Below are 17,576 nucleotides of genomic sequence, written 5' to 3'. Positions count from 1 at the left end.
GAGCGCTGATCGTTCCCACGCTCTGCGTGGGAATGCAGCCAGGGACGCTCCGCGTCCCAAGAGCGGACGCGGAGCGTCCGGTGAGGCATTCCCACGCGGGAGCGTGGGAACGATCATGGAGGGAGCTAACCCGCCGGCTGACTATGCGGAAACAACAAATCCACAAACCGCTCGGCCGTCGGCTGCGGTTCATGGTTGGCCAGCCCGGCGCGTTCGTTGGCTTCGATAAACACATACTCCGGTTGATCGGCGGCAGGCACCATCAGGTCGAGCCCGACCATGGGAATATCCAGCGCCCGCGCAGCGCGCACGGCCGCATCGACGAGGGTCGGATGCAATATCGCCGTGACATCCTCAAGAACGCCGCCGGTATGAAGATTCGCCGTACGCCGTACGAACAGATGTTCACCGGCCGGCAGAATGCTGCTGTAGTCATAACCCGCCGCCTGCAACGTGCGCTCGGTTTCATGGTCCAGCGGGATTTTGCTTTCACCGCTGGTGGCTGCCTGCCGGCGTCGGCTCTGCGCTTCGATCAAGGCACCGATGGAATGCTGACCATCGCCCACCACTTCGGCAGGACGACGGATCGCTGCGGCCACCACCTCGAAACCGATCACCACAATCCGCAGATCGAGACCTTCGTGGAAGCTTTCCAGCAGCACGCGGCTGTCGAACTGACGGGCTGACTCAACGGCTTGCTGAACCTCATCGATGGTCCGCAAATCCACCGCGACGCCCTGGCCCTGCTCGCCATCCAATGGCTTGACCACCACCCGTTCGTGCTCGTCGAGAAACGCCAGGTTGTCATCGGCGTTGCCGGCCAGTTGCTGCGAGGGCAGATTCAAACCGGCAGCCTTGAGCGCCTTGTGCGTCAGGCTTTTGTCCTGGCACAGGGTCATGCTGATGGCGCTGGTCAGGTCGCTCAGGGATTCGCGGCAACGCACCCGGCGCCCGCCATGGCTGAGGGTGAACATCCCGGCGTCGGCGTCATCGACGTGCACATCAATCCCGCGTCGATGAGCTTCCTCGACAATGATCCGCGCATACGGGTTGAACTCGGCTTCAGGGCCAGGCCCAAGGAACAGCGGCTGATTGATGCCATTCTTGCGCTTGATGGCGAAGGTCGACAGGTTGCGAAAACCCAGCTTGGCGTAGAGGTTTTTCGCCTGCCGGTTGTCGTGCAACACCGACAGGTCGAGGTAACTCAGCCCACGGCTCATGAAGTGCTCGATCAGATGCCGCACCAGCACTTCACCGACACCGGGTCGTGAGCAGTGGGGGTCGACTGCCAGGCACCACAGGCTGCTGCCGTTCTCCGGATCGTTGAACGCCTTGTGATGATTGAGGCCCATGACGCTGCCGATGATCGCGCCGCTGTCTTCATCTTCCGCCAGCCAATACACCGGGCCACCTTGATGTCTCGGGGTCAGCAGATTCGCATCGATCGGCAACATGCCGCGCGCCTGATACAGCTGATTGATCGCCTGCCAGTCGGTCTCGCTTTGGGCCCGGCGAATTCGAAAGCCGCGGAACACCCGGGTTGACTGACGGTAATCGCTGAACCACAGACGCAAAGTGTCGGAAGGGTCGAGAAACAGTTGCGCCGGTTCCAGCCCCAACACTTGCTGGGGCGCAGCAACGTACAAGGCAATGTCGCGCTCACCGGTCTGCTCGTTCAGCAACTCTTGGGCCAGGCTCGCTGCATCCGGAAAGGTATGACCGATCAGCAAACGGCCCCAACCGCAATGCACGGCAATCGGCGCCGCGCCCAGTTCGCTGCCGTCTTCGGCCAGGCGCGCCTGCAAGCGTTCATACGAGGGCGCCTGACCGCGCAACAAGCGTTGGCTATACGCCGTGGCGTGAGGTTTCATCGATCAGATTCCTTGTTCACTGAGCCACAGGTTCAGGGCCGCCAATTGCCACAGCTTGGAGCCGCGCAACGGGGTCAACTGGCCTTGCGGATCGGTCAGCAGGCGGTCGAGCATGGCCGGGCTGAACAGGCCGCGATCCTGGCTTGGATCGAGCAGCAGTTCGCGCACCCAGTTCAGCGTATCGCCTTGCAAATGCTTCAGGCCGGGGACCGGGAAGTAGCCTTTCTTGCGATCGATCACTTCGCTCGGAATGACCAGTCGCGCGGCTTCTTTCAACACTTGCTTGCCGCCATCCGGCAGTTTGAATTTGCCGGGTACCCGGGCTGACAATTCCACCAGGCGATAGTCAAGAAACGGCGTGCGCGCTTCCAGGCCCCAGGCCATGGTCATGTTGTCGACGCGTTTGACCGGGTCGTCCACCAGCATGATCGTGCTGTCCAGGCGCAGGGCTTTGTCCACCGCTGCATCGGCGCCGGGTTGTGCGAAATGTTCTTTCACGAAGTCACCGGCAGCGTCATTCGCCGTCAGCCATTTCGGTTGCACGGTGGCGGCGTAATCCTCGTAGCTGCGGTCGAAGAACGCGTCGCGATAGGCCGCGTACGGGTCGACGGCGCCATCGACTTGTGGATACCAGTGATAACCGGCGAACAATTCGTCCGCACCCTGGCCGCTCTGCACCACTTTGCAATGCTTGGCCACTTCCCGGGACAGCAGGTAGAAGGCGATGCAGTCATGGCTGACCATCGGCTCGCTCATGGCGCGGAACGCCGCGGGCAGTTGCTCGATGATCTCGCTCTCATTGATGCGCAGTTGATGATGCTGGGTGTTGTAGTGCTTGGCGATCAAGTCCGAATACTGGAACTCATCGCCACGTTCGCCGCCGGCATCCTGGAAACCGATGGAGAAGGTCGACAGGTTTTCCACGCCGACTTCACGTAACAGACCCACGAGCATGCTCGAATCGACACCGCCCGACAGCAATACGCCGACGTCCACGGCCGCACGTTGACGAATCGCCACCGCGTCGCGGGTGCTGTCGAGTACACGGTCACGCCAGTCTTCGAGTGTCAGATTCATCTCGTCGGCGTGTGGGCCGTAGGGCAGGGTCCACCAGGTTTTCTGCTCGGTGGTGCCATCCGCTTCAACGCGCATCCAGGTCGCGGGTGGCAGTTTTTCGATGCCGGCGAGCAGGGTGCGTGGAGCGGGAACCACCGCATGGAAATTCAGGTAGTGATTGAGCGCCACCGGGTCGAGGATCGGGTTGATATCACCGCCCTTGAGCAGTGCCGGCAACGCCGAGGCAAAGCGAAGGCGCTGCCCGGTGCGCGACAGGTACAGCGGCTTCACGCCGAGACGGTCACGGGCGATGAACAGACGCTTGGCGTCACGCTCCCAAATCGCAAAGGCAAACATGCCATTGAGTTTCGGCAGCAGCGCTTCACCCCAGGCGTGATAACCCTTGAGCAGCACTTCGGTGTCGCCACCGGAATAGAAGGCATAACCGAGGCTTTCAAGCTCGGTGCGCAGTTCCGGGAAGTTGTAGATCGCGCCGTTGAAAGCCAGGGACAAGCCCAACTGGTTGTCGACCATCGGCTGCGCCGAGCCGTCCGACAAGTCCATGATTTTCAGGCGACGATGGCCCAGGGCAATCGGCCCCTGGCTGTGAAAGCCCCACGCATCCGGACCGCGAGGGGCCAGGTGATGGGTGATTCGTTCAACGGCTGCAAGGTCCGCAGGTTGTTGATCAAAGCGTAACTCGCCAGCTAATCCGCACATAAAGTCCTTACCGGTTTTTCCGTTGGGGAGGGTTTATCGATACCCGGCCAAAACGGCGGGTACTCAGAAACTGACCCGCCTCGGTTGTGGGAGTTTTAGAACGATAAGTTATAAGCAGGAATTGCCGGACGAATGGCAGGCACGGCAGAAATGCCGTTGGCCGTGGCGGTAATTATTGCTGGGATGCATAGAAGTAGCTGCTTGGATGCGCTGCGGTTCGACCCGGTATTCGAATTATCAATTGCCTGCCGGGCTTCCTAAACTGAGCGTCTCTTAATGCAATAAGGATATTGCTCATGCCGGCTACAACTGCCAAAACCGCCCCGGTGGCGGTGCCAATGACAGCGGCACAACGTCTTGAGGCGTTGTTGGAACACACAGGCGATCTAGACAAGGCGCACGTGCTACAAGCCGCTACTCCGCAATGGTTGGTGACTGCAGATCTGAACACGGTGCAGGCGCTGAAGGCTGCGTTCGAACAGTCTTTTGTGGCCCAAGGCAAGGTCACGGAGGCGCTGAAAAAGCTCAAGCCGTTGGACGCGTTCTGCAAAGAGCAACTGACCGGGTTTCTAAAGGGTAAATGGACGATCGATTTCGATGTTGATCGCGACATGCTGGACATCACGAAAACACAGTACACGTCCACAGGCGCACTCCCGGCCTTCGGATACCCTGATCTAAAAACCACCACCTCACGCAGCCTGCTCCAGGCCGCCATGGAAAACTTCACCTCTGAGGAAGCGACGAGCGGCGGTATTCCAGCGGACTCGGTCATACGAATCAACGAACAGGCCCAATCAGGCGCTGAAATAACCCCTGTAAAACTCGCCGCACTGTGTCGTGAGCTCGACTTGGGAGCCCGCTACCAGCGCCATATCGATGAGGTCTTGGCATTGCCGGCCAAACCCGCCATTGATGCGCCTGTCGATGATCGGGCCTCCATCGCAGACATCCGGCGGTTGAAGGTGCTGGACCTGCGAGTCGCCCTCCACATGGCTACCCTGAAAAAGACCATCACTCCCGCTACTTACACGATGCTGCTGAGTGTGATCGATCAGGATCAACCGGCGGCTCAAACCAGGGGCGCACTGTTTGATGGCGGGCCGGTGCAGTGGCAGGGCTTGATGATTCATGACACCTGCATCTGTGGAGCACTGGTATTTACCAAAGCCTCCATCGATGACGAGCCGAACGCCCGCTGTGTGGTTTACATGCCGAACGAACCCCGGCGACCGCTGTATGAATACGCCTCGCTGGACGAATTCAAGGTCTACCTTGCCCTCCATTTGCAGAGCAAAAGCTACAGGAAAACGTTCGCCGAGCAGTATTTGAACGGCCACGATAAAACCGGGTTTTTCATCCTGTTTGACAAGGGCAAGACGTTGGGCACGCTCGCTGCCGCTCCCGTCGACACTTGCCTTGCCGATTTTTTATTCAGTACCTTTGTCAGCAAAACACAAGAAGACGCACGAATTCTTGCGGTGCCGACTGAAGATGTCGATGAGCAACAACGGGAAAAATCCCTTCAGACATTGCTGGATGGCGGTCTTGTTCTATTGAACGCAGCCGCTTTTTTCGTACCCGTGATCGGCCACTTGATGCTGGCTGCGGCGGTCGTCGACATCGTCAGTGAGGTATATGAAGGTGTGGTTGACTGGACGCACGGCGAGCGGACGCAGGCGTTGTCCCATTTGCTGAGTGTTGTGGAAAACGTCGCGCAGCTGGCAGCGTTTGCCGTCGGCGGAAAAATCATCGCGACAGCTTTCGGTAAAGGCGCGAAGGAGCAGGCGGCATTCTTCGACGGTTTCGAGGCCGTCACTCGCGCTGATGGCAAGGCAAGATTATGGAAACCCGACGTCAAACCCTATAAACAGACCACGGCTCTGCCACTCGACGTGCAACCTGATTCGCAAGGGCTTTACCGGCATGGCGGCCAGACGTCGATCGTCATGGAGGGAGCACCCTATCGAGCCACCCGCAACGCTGCGGGATCGGTATGGACCCTCAATCATCCTGTGCGCACTGACGCCTTTCAGCCCGCCGTGGAACGAAATGTGGAAGGAGGCTGGCGGCATGTTTATGAACACGCGCACGAGTGGCGCGACGGTGCTTATGCATTGGGACGGACAGACCCGCGTCTGAGCGATCTCGGCAGTGACCTGGAAGCGATTGCCGACATCACCGACATGACGCCTGACACGTTGCACCAGCTCCATGAAAGCCACCTCAAGTTACCGCAGCGGCTGAATGATTGTGTCGAGCGTTTCAAGATTGACCGGCGCATCACCGCGATGGTTGCGGCAATGGAACGCGGGGAGACCGTGAACAAGGACTTCATTCAGGAACAACTGCATACACTGCCGAGGCTGCCCGGCTGGCCGGCGGAGCGTTTCATTGAAGTTTGCGACGAGGAGGAGGTGGTCGTGTCGCGCTTCCCCGAGACAGCACCACACGATGATGACGTCAACAGCGTGCACATCCATCAGTCGGATCTGGATTCAGGGAAACTGCTCGACACCGTCATCAGTGGCCTTTACCCGACAGAAGTGGAGGGCATTATCGGTCGCACGACCACTGAATCGAAATCGCAGCTGTTGGCAAAAAAGATTGCGACAAGCCTCAAGCATGATCGCCAGCCACTGTTTCAGTGGCTCTATAAAACCTGGGACGGCACCGCCGCCGGTGACGTGGCAATTCTGCGCGAGCACGCCGCTGACCTCCCCACACAGGTGTGTCAGGAATTGCTGGATAACGCCTCTGGCAGGGATCGCAGCTTTCTGCGTGATCGCAAGATCCTCGGAATGGATCTCGCCCGGCAGGTCAGTGAGGCACAGGCGGTGATCAGGCTGGACCGTGCGCTCACCGGGTTGCAGCTCCCGCAACTGGCCAATGCCGACACCGACAAACTGACGATCGGGCTGATGGACAGGGTGCAAGGCTGGGATGACAGCGGTCGACTTGAAGTGCGACAGGGTTCAGCGACAGGGACTTTGCTGGACAGTGTGGGCGAAGCGGATGCGCTGTCGCGCGGGGTGATCGTCAAAACGTCCAGCGGCTATCAGGTCACTCAAACCCATGGCAATGTGTCTAGCACTGTAGTTAGCGAAACGCTGCTTGATTCGATAGTGGATGCATTGCCTGCCACCCAGCGCACCCGCATGGGATTCACTGGCACCGACAGGCTGGATGTCCTAACGCTAAGGTCACGCCTGTCGAGGGCCGCCACCGGCGATCCGGCACGTGCCGGCCGGGTGATACGGGGTGAGCGTAGTGATACACCCAAACACCTTACAGCCTGTGTCCAGGCGAGTCCTCCCGCTGCGGGCTCTTACGCAAGAGGCTTGATTCGTAAAGTCAAAAAGCTCTATCCACTGTTCACGGATGCCCAGGTTTCGACGTTTCTCGACAATGCCGGCACTACCCCGATGCAGCGAGTGAATCGAATCAAGGAGCTTGAGCAGCAACTGAAAAAACTGCTCGGCGTGCTGCACACCTGGCGTGACGATGAAGTGGAAATGAAGAAGCTCTCGGGGCAGCCCAACGATATCCGTGTCAGCCGTCGTCAGGTGGCGAATGTGATCGAAAAATGCTGGCGCCGGATAGCCTGGCAACATCAGCCTTCTACAATGCTCGCGCTGGAGCGTAACCCTGTAGGCCCGTTGCCAACGCTGACCGAACAGGATGTCGCCCATGTGCGCAGCCTTTCAATCAAGGACATGCAGGCGGGCGATGAACTGGCGTATTTCCTCACCCCGTTCAAAGGGCTGGTCACTCTGGAACTGGACCGAAATCAACTCACACGATTGCCTGAAGTGTTGTCGCACATGCCTGGCCTCCAACATTTGAGGCTGGAGGGTAACCAGATAGCGCTGACCGAACACACCTTGCGCAAACTGGCCGACATGCGCAATTTGCGCACGTTGGGGCTCAGCGGCAATCGCTTGGGGGCTACGGTTGATGTCAGCAAAATGCTGAATCTACAAGTACTGCTGCTACGCGATACTCACACGACGGAACTGCCTGTCGGTCTTTCCGCCTTGCCTTATCTGGACTTCGTGGACCTGCGAGGAAACGAGATTCGGGAGTTGCCGCAATGGCTGTTCCAACTCCCTCAGCGATTCGCTCAAGCGATCAACCTGCGCCATAACCCCATATCCGCGGCGAGCCGTACAAGGCTGGAGACCTACCGTAACCGTACGGGCATCGGGATGGGGCTGCTGCAAAATGAAACCGCGGTGCTCAACGATCATAGGGCTCGAGACCTGTGGATGCCCAAACCGGTTGAAGAGACCTATGCCAGTCGTAATCGTGCATGGCTGGCGCTGAAGAACGAACCGGGATCGAAAGAGTTCTTTGAATTGCTGGCAGAAGTCGGGAGTTCGGCGGATAGCCGCTTTGTGAACGAAGACATGACTCGACGCGTCTGGAGTGTCATTGAGGCGACCCGGACGGACTCGGCGTTGTGCACTCAATTGCTGTCGATGGCAGTGAAAGCCAATTGTGCTGATGCCGCGGCGACGATCTTCAGCAATCTTGAGGTCGCCGTCGAGATCGACAGGGTGGTCCGACAGTCCGCCAATACCCATGATCAGGCCGCTCGGCTATTGAGACTTGGGCGAAGCCTGTTCCGTCTGGATTATCTTGCAAGAATTGCTCGGGAGAAGGCCCAGGCCAACCCTGCACTCGATGCAGTGGAAGTCGAGCTGGCTTATCGCACCGGCCTGGCCGACAGGCTCGAACTGGTCGGTCAACCCAAGCATATGCGTTACGCATCGCTAAGTGGCGTAAAAGCCGATGATCTGGATGCTGCCTACATCAAGGTCCTTGCCGCAGAAATCTCACCTGAAGTGTCGACCTACATCCGTGGCCGCACATTCTGGAGCGACTTTTTGCGACAGCATCATGGCAAGCAATTCACCGACCTGACTGCGCCCTTTCACGTTCGGATGGAGACATCCTTTGAAAACCAGGCGACGCTTGGGGCGAATTATCGAGCGCAGGTCGACGGCATCGCCGATGAATTGAACAAAGCCGAAACTGCTCTGTTGAAGCGTCTGACCGAGGCGGCCATGAAGTCTGATGAGTCAAGGACTTGCTTTGCACTGGATTGAAAGCCTCAGGTCTTGCCTCGAATCAGACGCCGCAAGGCAAAGCGATTCGGATGACACGCCTCGGCTACGGCTCTGGGCAATGGTAGCGGTTCGTTGTCGAGCCACGCAGCGAGCAACTCGCCTGACAGCGGCGCGGTAATCAACCCTCGCGAACCGTGGCCGCTGTTGATGTACACGCCGTCGAGCCATGGGCAAGGGATGTCTGGTGTTTGCCGGGCATCCTTGCTCAGGGCGATGTAGGCGTCGGCGAAGGCCTGACTGTCAGCCAAAGGGCCGACAATCGGCAGGTAATCCGGGCTGGTGCAGCGAAACGCTGCGCGACCTTCAAGAGCCTCGGGTTGCAAGGCGTCTGCACCGAGTCGGGTAACCAGGTCCGGCGAGATTTCTTCGAGCATCTGCAGGTTGCCGGCATGTTCGGCAGTGGTGGGCGTCAGGTCGTCGTTGTTGAAATCGAAACTCGCGCCCAGGGTATGTTCACCCAGGCGGGCCGGCGCGACATAACCTTCGGCACACACCACGGTACCCAGGCTCTGACTTGCAGGTGTTTGCGGCAATCGAGTGATCTGCCCACGAATACGTTTGAGCGGCAGATCGCTGCTGAAGTCGAAACGCTTGATCTCGGCAGCACCGGCCAGCACCACCACCGGCGCGTCGGCCAGCAACCGGTCGCCATCCCACGCTTGCCATTTCCCGTCCTCACGACGCAGTTCCAGGACATCGTGATGGGTCAGGAGCTGGATATTCGGACGCGTTGCCTGCCATGCGCAAAGGGCTGGCGGATGCACCCAACCGCCTTCGGGGTAAAACAGGCCACCGGATTGCAGTGCGATACCCGCGCGAATCTCTGCGTGTTCTCGATCGAGTGTGTGCAGCAAATCTTCGGGAAACGCTTGCGCCAATTGCGCCTGACGTTCTGCTTCCTTGCCATTGAAGGCTAGTTGCAGCACGCCGCAATCGTCCCAGTCGACACCGCGCTGCAGATGCTCCAGCAGGCGCCGGGTGTGGCCGAAACCACTGACGATCAACTGTGACAATGCTGTGCCATGGGCCGAAAGCTTTAGGTACAGAACACCCTGTGGATTACCGGAGGCTTCCTGCGCCAACGCATCGTGACGCTCCAGCAAACTGACGTGCCAACCCCGCGCCGCCAGACTGGCAGCGGTGGCGCAACCCGCCAGGCCTGCGCCGATCACCAGTGCATGACGTTCCCCGGTCAAAGGAGCCAGGCGCGCAAACCAGGGTTTCGCCACGATGGGCGCTGGTGTTTCTTCAGGCCAGCCAAGAAACACGCCGCGCAGGATTTCCCATTTGTGGCCGATGCCGGGCGTGCGCTTCATCTTGAAGCCCGACGCGTTCAGCAGACGGCGTACCCAACCGGTGCTGGTGAAGGTGCTGATGGTCGAGCCGGGCGCGGCCAGACGCGCCAGTTCGGCAAACAGTTCGGCGGTCCACATGTCGGGGTTTTTTGCCGGGGCAAAGCCGTCGAGAAACCAGGCGTCGATCTGCGCGTCGAGTTGCGGCAATTGCTCCAGCGCATCGCCGATCAGCAGCGTCAGGGTGACGCGACCGTTGTCCAGAATCAGTCGCTGGAAGCCTTGATGGATGGCTACGTACTGCGCCAGCAGTTGATCGGCAAACGGCTTGAGCTCCGGCCACAACGCCAAGGCTCGCTGCAAATCTGGCTGGCTCAGCGGGTACTTTTCGACACTGACAAAATGCAGCCGCGCACCGGCCACCGCGTGCTGCTCGAACAACTGCCAGGCGCAGAGGAAGTTGAGTCCGGTGCCGAAACCGGTTTCGCCAATGACCAGCCGACCGCCGTCCGGCAGCGCGGCGAAGCGTTCGCGCAAACCGTTCTGTTCGAGGAATACATAGCGAGTTTCTTCGAGACCTGACTTGTCTGAAAAGTAGACGTCGTCGAACACTCGCGAATACGGGCGACCCTGGTCGTCCCAGTCGAGTTGGGCGTGAGGCAATACAGGTTTCATGGCAGGCTCGGCAACGGCAAGGCGGCCATTCTAGCTGATCGACGTGGCGGTGCCTGTACGACCGCCGACTCGCAGAAAATCCCGTAGCAGCTTGCCGAGGCACGAGGCTGCGTTGCGTGTCCGCAGAACCGCCCTGGAGGGCCGCTGCGCAGCCCAACGCAACCTCGTGCCTCGGCAGCTGCTACAGGGAACTGTGGTTGCTCTGAAGAAATGGATTTCTCCCACGCAAACAACTCAATCCGCTAGTCTTGCTCAATCCGGGAAGGGAGCCATCCATGTTCGAATCTGCTGAAATCGGTCACGCCATCGACAAAGAAACCTACGAAGCTGAAGAGCCGGCGCTGCGTGAAGCGTTGCTCGAAGCGCAGTTCGAACTGCAGCAGCAAAAGCGCTTTCCGGTGATCATCCTGATCAACGGCATCGAAGGTGCGGGCAAGGGCGAGACGGTCAAGTTGCTCAACGAGTGGATGGACCCGCGCCTGATCGAAGTCCGCACCTTCGATCAGCAGACCGATGAAGAATTGGCGCGCCCTCCGGCCTGGCGGTATTGGCGGATGCTCCCGGCCAAGGGGCGCATGGGGATCTTCTTCGGTAACTGGTACAGCCAGATGTTACAAGGGCGGGTCCATGGGTTGTTCAAGGACGCGGTGCTGGATCAGGCGATCAACCAGTCCGAGCGCTTTGAAAAAATGCTCTGCGACGAAGGCGCGCTGATTTTCAAATTCTGGTTTCACCTCTCCAAGAAACAAATGAAAGCGCGCCTCAAGGCACTCGCCGACGACCCCTTGCACAGCTGGAGGATCAGTCCGCTGGACTGGCAACAATCGCAGACCTACGACAAATTCGTGAAGTACGGCGAGCGCGTGTTGCGCCGCACCAGCCGCGACTACGCGCCCTGGCATGTGATTGAAGGGGTGGATGCGCATTACCGCAGCCTGGCGGTGGGCAAAATCCTGCTCGAAGGCCTGCAAAGTGCCTTGAAGCGATCCAGGATTCATCCCGCCAAAGTCAACGCTGCGCCGCTGCCGATCCATGTCGATCAGTTGAACCTGCTCGACAGCCTCGACTTGACCCAACACCTGGACAAGGACGATTACGAAGAACAGCTGATTACCGAGCAAGCGCGATTCTCGGGGCTGATGCGTGACAAGCGCATGCGTCAACACGCCTTGGTCGCGGTGTTCGAGGGCAATGATGCGGCCGGCAAGGGTGGGGCGATTCGGCGAGTTGCCGCGGCGCTCGATCCACGCCAATACAGCATCGTGCCGATTGCCGCGCCCACCGAGGAGGAGCGGGCGCAACCGTATTTGTGGCGCTTCTGGCGGCACCTCCCGGCCAAGGGCAAGTTCACGGTGTTCGATCGTTCCTGGTACGGGCGTGTGCTGGTGGAGCGCGTCGAAGGCTTCTGTCCGCCGGCGGACTGGCTGCGGGCCTACAGCGAGATCAATGATTTCGAAGAGCAGATTTACGAGTCGGGCGTCATCGTGGTCAAGTTCTGGCTGGCCATCGACAAGGAGACGCAACTGGAGCGTTTCGAGGCGCGGGAAGAAATCCCCTTCAAACGTTTCAAGATCACGGAAGACGACTGGCGCAACCGCGACAAATGGGACGATTACCGCGCAGCCGTCGGCGACATGGTTGACCGCACCAGCACTGAAATCTCGCCGTGGACCCTGGTCGAAGCCAATGACAAACGCTGGGCGCGCGTCAAGGTCCTGCGCACGATCAATCAGGCGCTGGAAGAAGCGTTTGCGAAGTCAGACAAGCACAGCAAGAAGGCCAAAAAACACAAGCCGTGAGCCGATGGCTGCGCATACGCGGGGTGAATGATTGTCGCGGTCGGTTATGGAGTGGACTTATGCTCGGTCCACTCTCAACCGACAACAGCAATGAGGTATGCCATGCGTGAAGTGGTGATCGTCGACAGCGTGCGGACCGGCCTGGCCAAATCCTTTCGCGGCAAGTTCAACCAGACCCGCCCGGATGACATGGCGGCGCATTGCGTCGATGCCTTGTTGGCGCGTACCGGGATCGACCCGGCCAGTGTTGAGGATTGCATCGTCGGTGCGGGCTCCAACGAAGGCGCCCAGGGTTACAACATCGGTCGCAATGTCGCGGTGTTGTCGCGTTTGGGCATCGGCACCGCCGGCATGACCCTCAACCGTTTCTGCTCGTCGGGCTTGCAGGCCATCGCCATCGCCGCCAATCAGATCGCGTCGGGCTGCAGCGACATCATCGTGGCCGGTGGTGTTGAGTCCATCAGCCTGACCATGAAAAGCGTCAACACCGACAACTTGATCAACCCCCTGTTGAAAGAGCAGATGCCAGGCATCTATTTCCCCATGGGCCAGACCGCCGAAATCGTCGCCCGTCGTTACAACGTCAGTCGCCAGGAGCAGGATCTGTACGCGCTGCAAAGTCAGCAACGCACGGCTCAGGCTCAGGCCGCAGGCTTGTTCGATGATGAAATCGTGCCGATGGCGGTCAAATACCGGGTTGAAGACAAGGCCACCGGTCAGATCCAGATCCTCGACGGGATCGTCGATCGCGACGACTGCAACCGCCCGGACACCACGCTGGAAAGCCTGGCCGGGTTGAAGCCGGTGTTTGCCGAGGACGGTTCGGTGACGGCGGGCAACTCCTCGCAACTGTCCGATGGCGCGTCGATGACGCTGGTGATGAGCCTGGAAAAAGCCCTGGCACTGGGTCTCAAGCCAAAGGCGTTCTTCCGTGGTTTCGCGGTGGCCGGTTGCGCGCCGGACGAAATGGGCATCGGTCCGGTGTTCTCGGTGCCGAAATTGCTCAAGGCCAAGGGTTTGCAGGTGGCCGACATTGATCTGTGGGAACTCAACGAAGCCTTTGCCTCGCAGTGCCTGTACAGCCGCAACCGCCTGGAAATCGATAACGACAAGTACAACGTCAATGGCGGCTCGATTTCCATCGGTCACCCGTTCGGCATGACGGGTTCGCGTCAGGTCGGGCACATCGTGCGTGAGTTGCAGCGGCGCAATGTGCGTTACGGCGTGGTCACCATGTGCGTGGGTGGCGGGATGGGGGCGACCGGGTTGTTTGAAGCGGTGCGTTAAGCCATTAAAGTTTGTGGTGATTGTGGGATCGCCTTCGCGAGCAAGCCCGCTCCCACACTTGACCGCATTCCTATGGGGGAACTCGGTTAAATGTGGGAGCGGGCTTGCTCGCGAAGGCAGCACCTCGGTCTAACGTCTGGTACCCACCATCTGCATCCGCGCAATGTAGGCCTGAATCTCCCGCTCCACCGCCTGCGGGTTTTCAAACGGCCCCTCCAGCGTGTTTTCCCGGGTGCTGAAATACAATTCCCCATTCACACGACTCACCCGGTCGCAGCGAAAGTGCGTGGCGGGGGCGTTGTCCTGGGCGCGCATGCCGTACATGGTGGTCTCCTGAAGGCAGTTCCTGTGGGTGGATCCAATGAGCTTATGCATGAACCACTTGCGGTGCCTGACCAACTGATCGACGGCATACCGCCAGATTAATGGTGCGACCTGCACAGTTTCATTCGCGGCCAGTCGCCAACTGTCCCTGTGTCGCGCCAGGGTCTGCGCCTAGAATGGTGTTTCTTGCCATCTGGCTTCGGGGTTCGCATGCATATTTCATCCGGTCGCTGGGTTTACGGTCTGTTCCTGGCCTTGCTGACTGCGGTTCTGTGGGGAATCCTGCCGATCAAACTCAAACAAGTCCTGCTGGTGATGGACCCGGTGACGGTGACCTGGTTTCGCCTGACGGTGTCCGGTGGCTGCCTGTTCATTTATCTGGCAGCAACCAGGCGCCTGCCGAGCCGCAAAGTCCTCGGCCCGCGCGGCGGCTGGCTGGTGTTGATGGCGGTGCTCGGCCTGGTTGGAAACTACGTGCTGTACCTGATGGGCTTGAACCTGCTGAGCCCCGGCACCGCGCAACTGGTGGTGCAGATGGGCCCGATCATGTTGCTGATCGCCAGTCTGTTTGTGTTCAAGGAGCGCTTCAGTGTGGGGCAGGGAATTGGCCTGCTGGTGCTGCTGATTGGTTTCGCACTCTTCTTTAATCAACGCCTGGCCGAGTTGTTGACCTCGTTGACCGATTACACCGCCGGCGTGTTGCTGGTGCTGTTGGCGTCGACGGTCTGGACGTTTTACGCGCTGGGGCAGAAACAACTGCTGACGGTGTGGAATTCGTTGCAGGTGATGATGGTGATCTACCTGTTCTGCGCGCTGTTGCTGACGCCGTGGGTGCATCCGCTGGAGGCGCTGCAATTGAGCCCGCTGCAAGGCTGGTTGCTGCTGGCGTGCTGCATGAACACCTTGATCGCCTACGGCGCCTTCGCCGAGGCGCTGGCCCATTGGGAGGCGTCGCGGGTCAGTGCGACGCTGGCGATTACGCCGCTGGTGACGTTTGGCGCGGTGGCCGTGGCGGCGTGGGCGTGGCCGGAGTTTGTGCATGCCGAGACGATCAATGGTCTGGGGTATGGCGGGGCGGTGTTGGTGGTGGTGGGGTCGGCGTTGGTGGCGTTGGGGCCGTCGTTGATTGCCGGGCTCAAGGCGCGCAAGGTGCGGATGGCGGCCAGTTAGACCGCGTTATCGTTCTTCGCGAGCAAGCCCGCTCCCACCAGGTTATGTGTCGATCACAATATTCAGGATCGACACACAACCTGTGGGAGCGGGCTTGCTCGCGAAGACTGACTCTCAGGCGCTACACATCTCAGCCCTTGGCGCCAGCTTCCAGCATATTCTCCGGCCTTACCCAGGCATCAAACTGTTCATCCGTCAGATACCCCAGCTGCAACGCCGCCTCACGCAAGGTCAGCCCCTCGCTGTAAGCCTTCTTGGCAATCTCCGCCGATTTGTCGTAGCCGATATGCGGGTTCAGCGCGGTCACCAGCATCAACCCACGCTCAAGGTGTTCAGCCATTTTTGCTGCATCCGGTTCAAGCCCGGCGATGCAATGCTGCTGGAAGTTGCTGCAGCCATCGCCCAGCAGGCGGATCGATTGCAGCAGGTTGTGGATGATTACCGGTTTGAACACGTTCAGCTGCAAATGACCCTGACTCGCCGCAAAACCAATGGCGACGTCGTTACCCAGCACCTGGCACGCCAACATCGACAGCGCTTCGCACTGGGTCGGATTGACCTTGCCCGGCATGATTGAGCTGCCCGGTTCGTTGGCCGGCAGTTTTACTTCGGCAAAACCTGCACGCGGCCCGGAACCCAGCAGACGCAGGTCGTTGGCGATTTTCATCAGGGTCACGGCGAGGGTTTTCAGCGCCCCCGACAGCGTGGTCAGCGGCTCATGGCCGGCCAGCGCGGCAAACTTGTTCGGCGCGGTGACGAACGGGAGGCCGGAGAGGGCGGCCAGCTCGGCGGCGATCGCTTCACCAAAACCGTGGGGCGAATTGAGCCCGGTGCCGACGGCAGTGCCACCTTGCGCCAGTTCACAGACCGCCGGCAGTGCGCTGCGGATCGCCCGTTCGGCGTAATCCAGTTGCGCGATGAACGCCGAGAGTTCCTGGCCAAAGGTGATCGGCGTGGCGTCCATCATGTGGGTACGACCAGTCTTGACCAGTTTCATGTGCCGCGCCGACAACTCGGCCAACCCGCCGGAGAGTTCACTGATCGCCGGCAGCAAATGCTGCTGCACCGCCTGAACGGTGGCAATGTGCATGGCGGTCGGGAAGCAGTCGTTGGAGCTTTGGGAGCGGTTGACGTGATCGTTGGGGTGAACCGGTGTCTTGCCGCCACGGGGGTTGCCGGCCAGTTCGTTGGCGCGACCGGCAATCACTTCGTTGACGTTCATGTTGCTCTGGGTGCCGCTCCCGGTCTGCCAGACCACCAGCGGGAACTGGTCGTCGTGGCTGCCGTCGAGGACTTCATCGGCGGCCTGTTCGATCAGGCGGGCGATGTCGGCGGGCAGGTCGCCGTTGCGGTCGTTGACTCGCGCCGCGGCTTTCTTGATCAGGGCCAGTGCGTGCAGCACGGCCAGCGGCATGCGTTCGTTGCCAATGGCGAAATTGATCAGCGAGCGTTGCGTCTGAGCGCCCCAGTAGGCCTCATCCGGGACTTCCACCTGGCCAAGGCTGTCGGTTTCGATTCGGCTCATGTTGCACACTCCTGTAGGTCGATAGCGCAGTTTAGGCCGTGATCGCCGGCCGTGGTTCCATCAGTCTGGTTTTTGACCGTTCAACCCCTCTAATTCAGGCCCGACAAGGCTTGGGGTTGAGTGACACACTTTTTTAGGCGCAGAATGGACGCCCTTGGGGTTTTACCTCGCCTGCTAGAAAAGGAAACTCGATGACTCGTCTTCGTGCCATCTGTACCGCGGTTGCACTGGTTTGCGCCAGCGGCCCTGTTTTTGCCGATACCGCCAGCCACAACGCCAGTGCCGAAGCTTTCCTGACCCTGGCGCACGCTGACAAATTGGGCACTCCGGTGTACATGCAAGTGCAGCAAATGTTCGCTCAGCGCTTTGAACAGACCAAAGCCCCTGAATCGAAAAAAGCCTTGCTGGAAACCTACCAGGCCAAAGCCAATGCCGCGCTGGACCAAGCCATTGGCTGGAACAAGCTGAAGCCGGACATGGTCAAGCTCTACACCACCAACTTCAGCGAATCCGAGCTCAAAGATCTGGTCGCGTTCTACAAGTCGCCACTGGGCAAGAAAGTCCTGGAAAAAATGCCGCAGCTGACTCAGCAATCGGCCCAGATGACTCAAGCCAAGCTGGAAAGCGCGGTGCCTGTGGTCAACAAACTGCTGGCTGACATGACTGCCGAGCTGGAGCCTAAAGGCGCCGCCGCTCCAGCCAAGAAAAAGCCTTAAGCGGAGTCG

Annotated in this window: 10 protein-coding genes; 5 read left to right on the top strand and 5 right to left on the bottom strand. The window is 59.6% G+C overall.

The genetic code is table 11. The features are described 5' to 3' along the window. Positions 1-125: 125 nt before the first annotated feature. Complete coding sequence (gene ngg, locus ACA072_RS20795; RefSeq protein ID WP_497620272.1) at positions 126-1,871, bottom strand: N-acetylglutaminylglutamine synthetase; 1,746 nt, start codon at positions 1,869-1,871, stop codon at positions 126-128. Positions 1,872-1,874: 3 nt separating this feature from the next. Beyond that, positions 1,875-3,647: an N-acetylglutaminylglutamine amidotransferase gene (locus ACA072_RS20790; protein ID WP_497620270.1), complete on the bottom strand. Its 1,773-nt coding sequence runs from the start codon at positions 3,645-3,647 to the stop codon at positions 1,875-1,877. A gap of 296 nt (positions 3,648-3,943) precedes the next feature. On the opposite strand from ACA072_RS20790, the gene ACA072_RS20785 reads away from it, so the two are divergent. After that, a complete protein-coding gene (locus ACA072_RS20785; protein ID WP_497620269.1) occupies positions 3,944-8,758 on the top strand; it encodes an NEL-type E3 ubiquitin ligase domain-containing protein in 4,815 nt (1,604 codons plus the stop codon). A 5-nt stretch (positions 8,759-8,763) separates the two neighbouring features. Here ACA072_RS20785 and mnmC read toward each other — a convergent pair whose 3' ends face one another. Continuing rightward, positions 8,764-10,746, bottom strand: a complete 1,983-nt coding sequence (mnmC, locus tag ACA072_RS20780; protein WP_497620267.1) for a bifunctional tRNA (5-methylaminomethyl-2-thiouridine)(34)-methyltransferase MnmC2/FAD-dependent 5-carboxymethylaminomethyl-2-thiouridine(34) oxidoreductase MnmC1 — start codon at positions 10,744-10,746, stop codon at positions 8,764-8,766. A 275-nt stretch (positions 10,747-11,021) separates the two neighbouring features. Here mnmC and pap point away from each other — a divergent pair, with 275 nt between their 5' ends. Beyond that, complete coding sequence (pap, locus tag ACA072_RS20775; protein WP_497620266.1) at positions 11,022-12,545, top strand: polyphosphate:AMP phosphotransferase; 1,524 nt, start codon at positions 11,022-11,024, stop codon at positions 12,543-12,545. 102 nt (positions 12,546-12,647) lie between these two features. Next, on the top strand, positions 12,648-13,832 hold the full coding sequence (locus tag ACA072_RS20770; protein ID WP_497620265.1) for a thiolase family protein: 1,185 nt from the start codon (positions 12,648-12,650) through the stop codon (positions 13,830-13,832). Between the two features lie 129 nt (positions 13,833-13,961). Here the strand turns inward: ACA072_RS20770 and ACA072_RS20765 are convergent, their stop codons facing one another. Further along, positions 13,962-14,156 carry a DUF6316 family protein gene (locus ACA072_RS20765; protein ID WP_497620263.1) on the bottom strand — a complete coding sequence of 65 codons (195 nt, stop codon included), beginning with the start codon at positions 14,154-14,156 and terminating at the stop codon, positions 13,962-13,964. A 210-nt stretch (positions 14,157-14,366) separates the two neighbouring features. Between ACA072_RS20765 and ACA072_RS20760 the strand changes: the two genes are divergently transcribed. After that, positions 14,367-15,326 carry a DMT family transporter gene (locus ACA072_RS20760; RefSeq protein ID WP_497620261.1) on the top strand — a complete coding sequence of 320 codons (960 nt, stop codon included), beginning with the start codon at positions 14,367-14,369 and terminating at the stop codon, positions 15,324-15,326. Positions 15,327-15,456: 130 nt separating this feature from the next. On the opposite strand, the gene ACA072_RS20755 is transcribed toward ACA072_RS20760, so the two are convergent. Further along, positions 15,457-16,851, bottom strand: coding sequence for a class II fumarate hydratase (locus ACA072_RS20755; RefSeq protein WP_462028158.1), 1,395 nt, complete (start codon positions 16,849-16,851; stop codon positions 15,457-15,459). Positions 16,852-17,042: 191 nt separating this feature from the next. On the opposite strand from ACA072_RS20755, the gene ACA072_RS20750 reads away from it, so the two are divergent. After that, positions 17,043-17,567: a DUF2059 domain-containing protein gene (locus tag ACA072_RS20750; RefSeq protein WP_109633752.1), complete on the top strand. Its 525-nt coding sequence runs from the start codon at positions 17,043-17,045 to the stop codon at positions 17,565-17,567. The last annotated feature ends 9 nt before the right edge of the window (positions 17,568-17,576 follow it).

This window comes from Pseudomonas sp. LBUM1656, assembly GCF_059716065.1.
The sequence above is the reverse complement of the archived record's forward strand: the minus strand, read 5'-3'. Positions and strand labels throughout refer to the sequence as shown.

What these genes read in the sequence shown, in the direction of transcription:
- ngg (WP_497620272.1), bottom strand. Translation starts at nt 1,871, where the DNA reads ATGAAACCTCACGCCACGGCGTATAGCCAACGCTTGTTGCGCGGTCAG.
- ACA072_RS20790 (WP_497620270.1), bottom strand. Translation starts at nt 3,647, where the DNA reads ATGTGCGGATTAGCTGGCGAGTTACGCTTTGATCAACAACCTGCGGAC.
- ACA072_RS20785 (WP_497620269.1), top strand. Translation starts at nt 3,944, where the DNA reads ATGCCGGCTACAACTGCCAAAACCGCCCCGGTGGCGGTGCCAATGACA.
- mnmC (WP_497620267.1), bottom strand. Translation starts at nt 10,746, where the DNA reads ATGAAACCTGTATTGCCTCACGCCCAACTCGACTGGGACGACCAGGGT.
- pap (WP_497620266.1), top strand. Translation starts at nt 11,022, where the DNA reads ATGTTCGAATCTGCTGAAATCGGTCACGCCATCGACAAAGAAACCTAC.
- ACA072_RS20770 (WP_497620265.1), top strand. Translation starts at nt 12,648, where the DNA reads ATGCGTGAAGTGGTGATCGTCGACAGCGTGCGGACCGGCCTGGCCAAA.
- ACA072_RS20765 (WP_497620263.1), bottom strand. Translation starts at nt 14,156, where the DNA reads ATGTACGGCATGCGCGCCCAGGACAACGCCCCCGCCACGCACTTTCGC.
- ACA072_RS20760 (WP_497620261.1), top strand. Translation starts at nt 14,367, where the DNA reads ATGCATATTTCATCCGGTCGCTGGGTTTACGGTCTGTTCCTGGCCTTG.
- ACA072_RS20755 (WP_462028158.1), bottom strand. Translation starts at nt 16,851, where the DNA reads ATGAGCCGAATCGAAACCGACAGCCTTGGCCAGGTGGAAGTCCCGGAT.
- ACA072_RS20750 (WP_109633752.1), top strand. Translation starts at nt 17,043, where the DNA reads ATGACTCGTCTTCGTGCCATCTGTACCGCGGTTGCACTGGTTTGCGCC.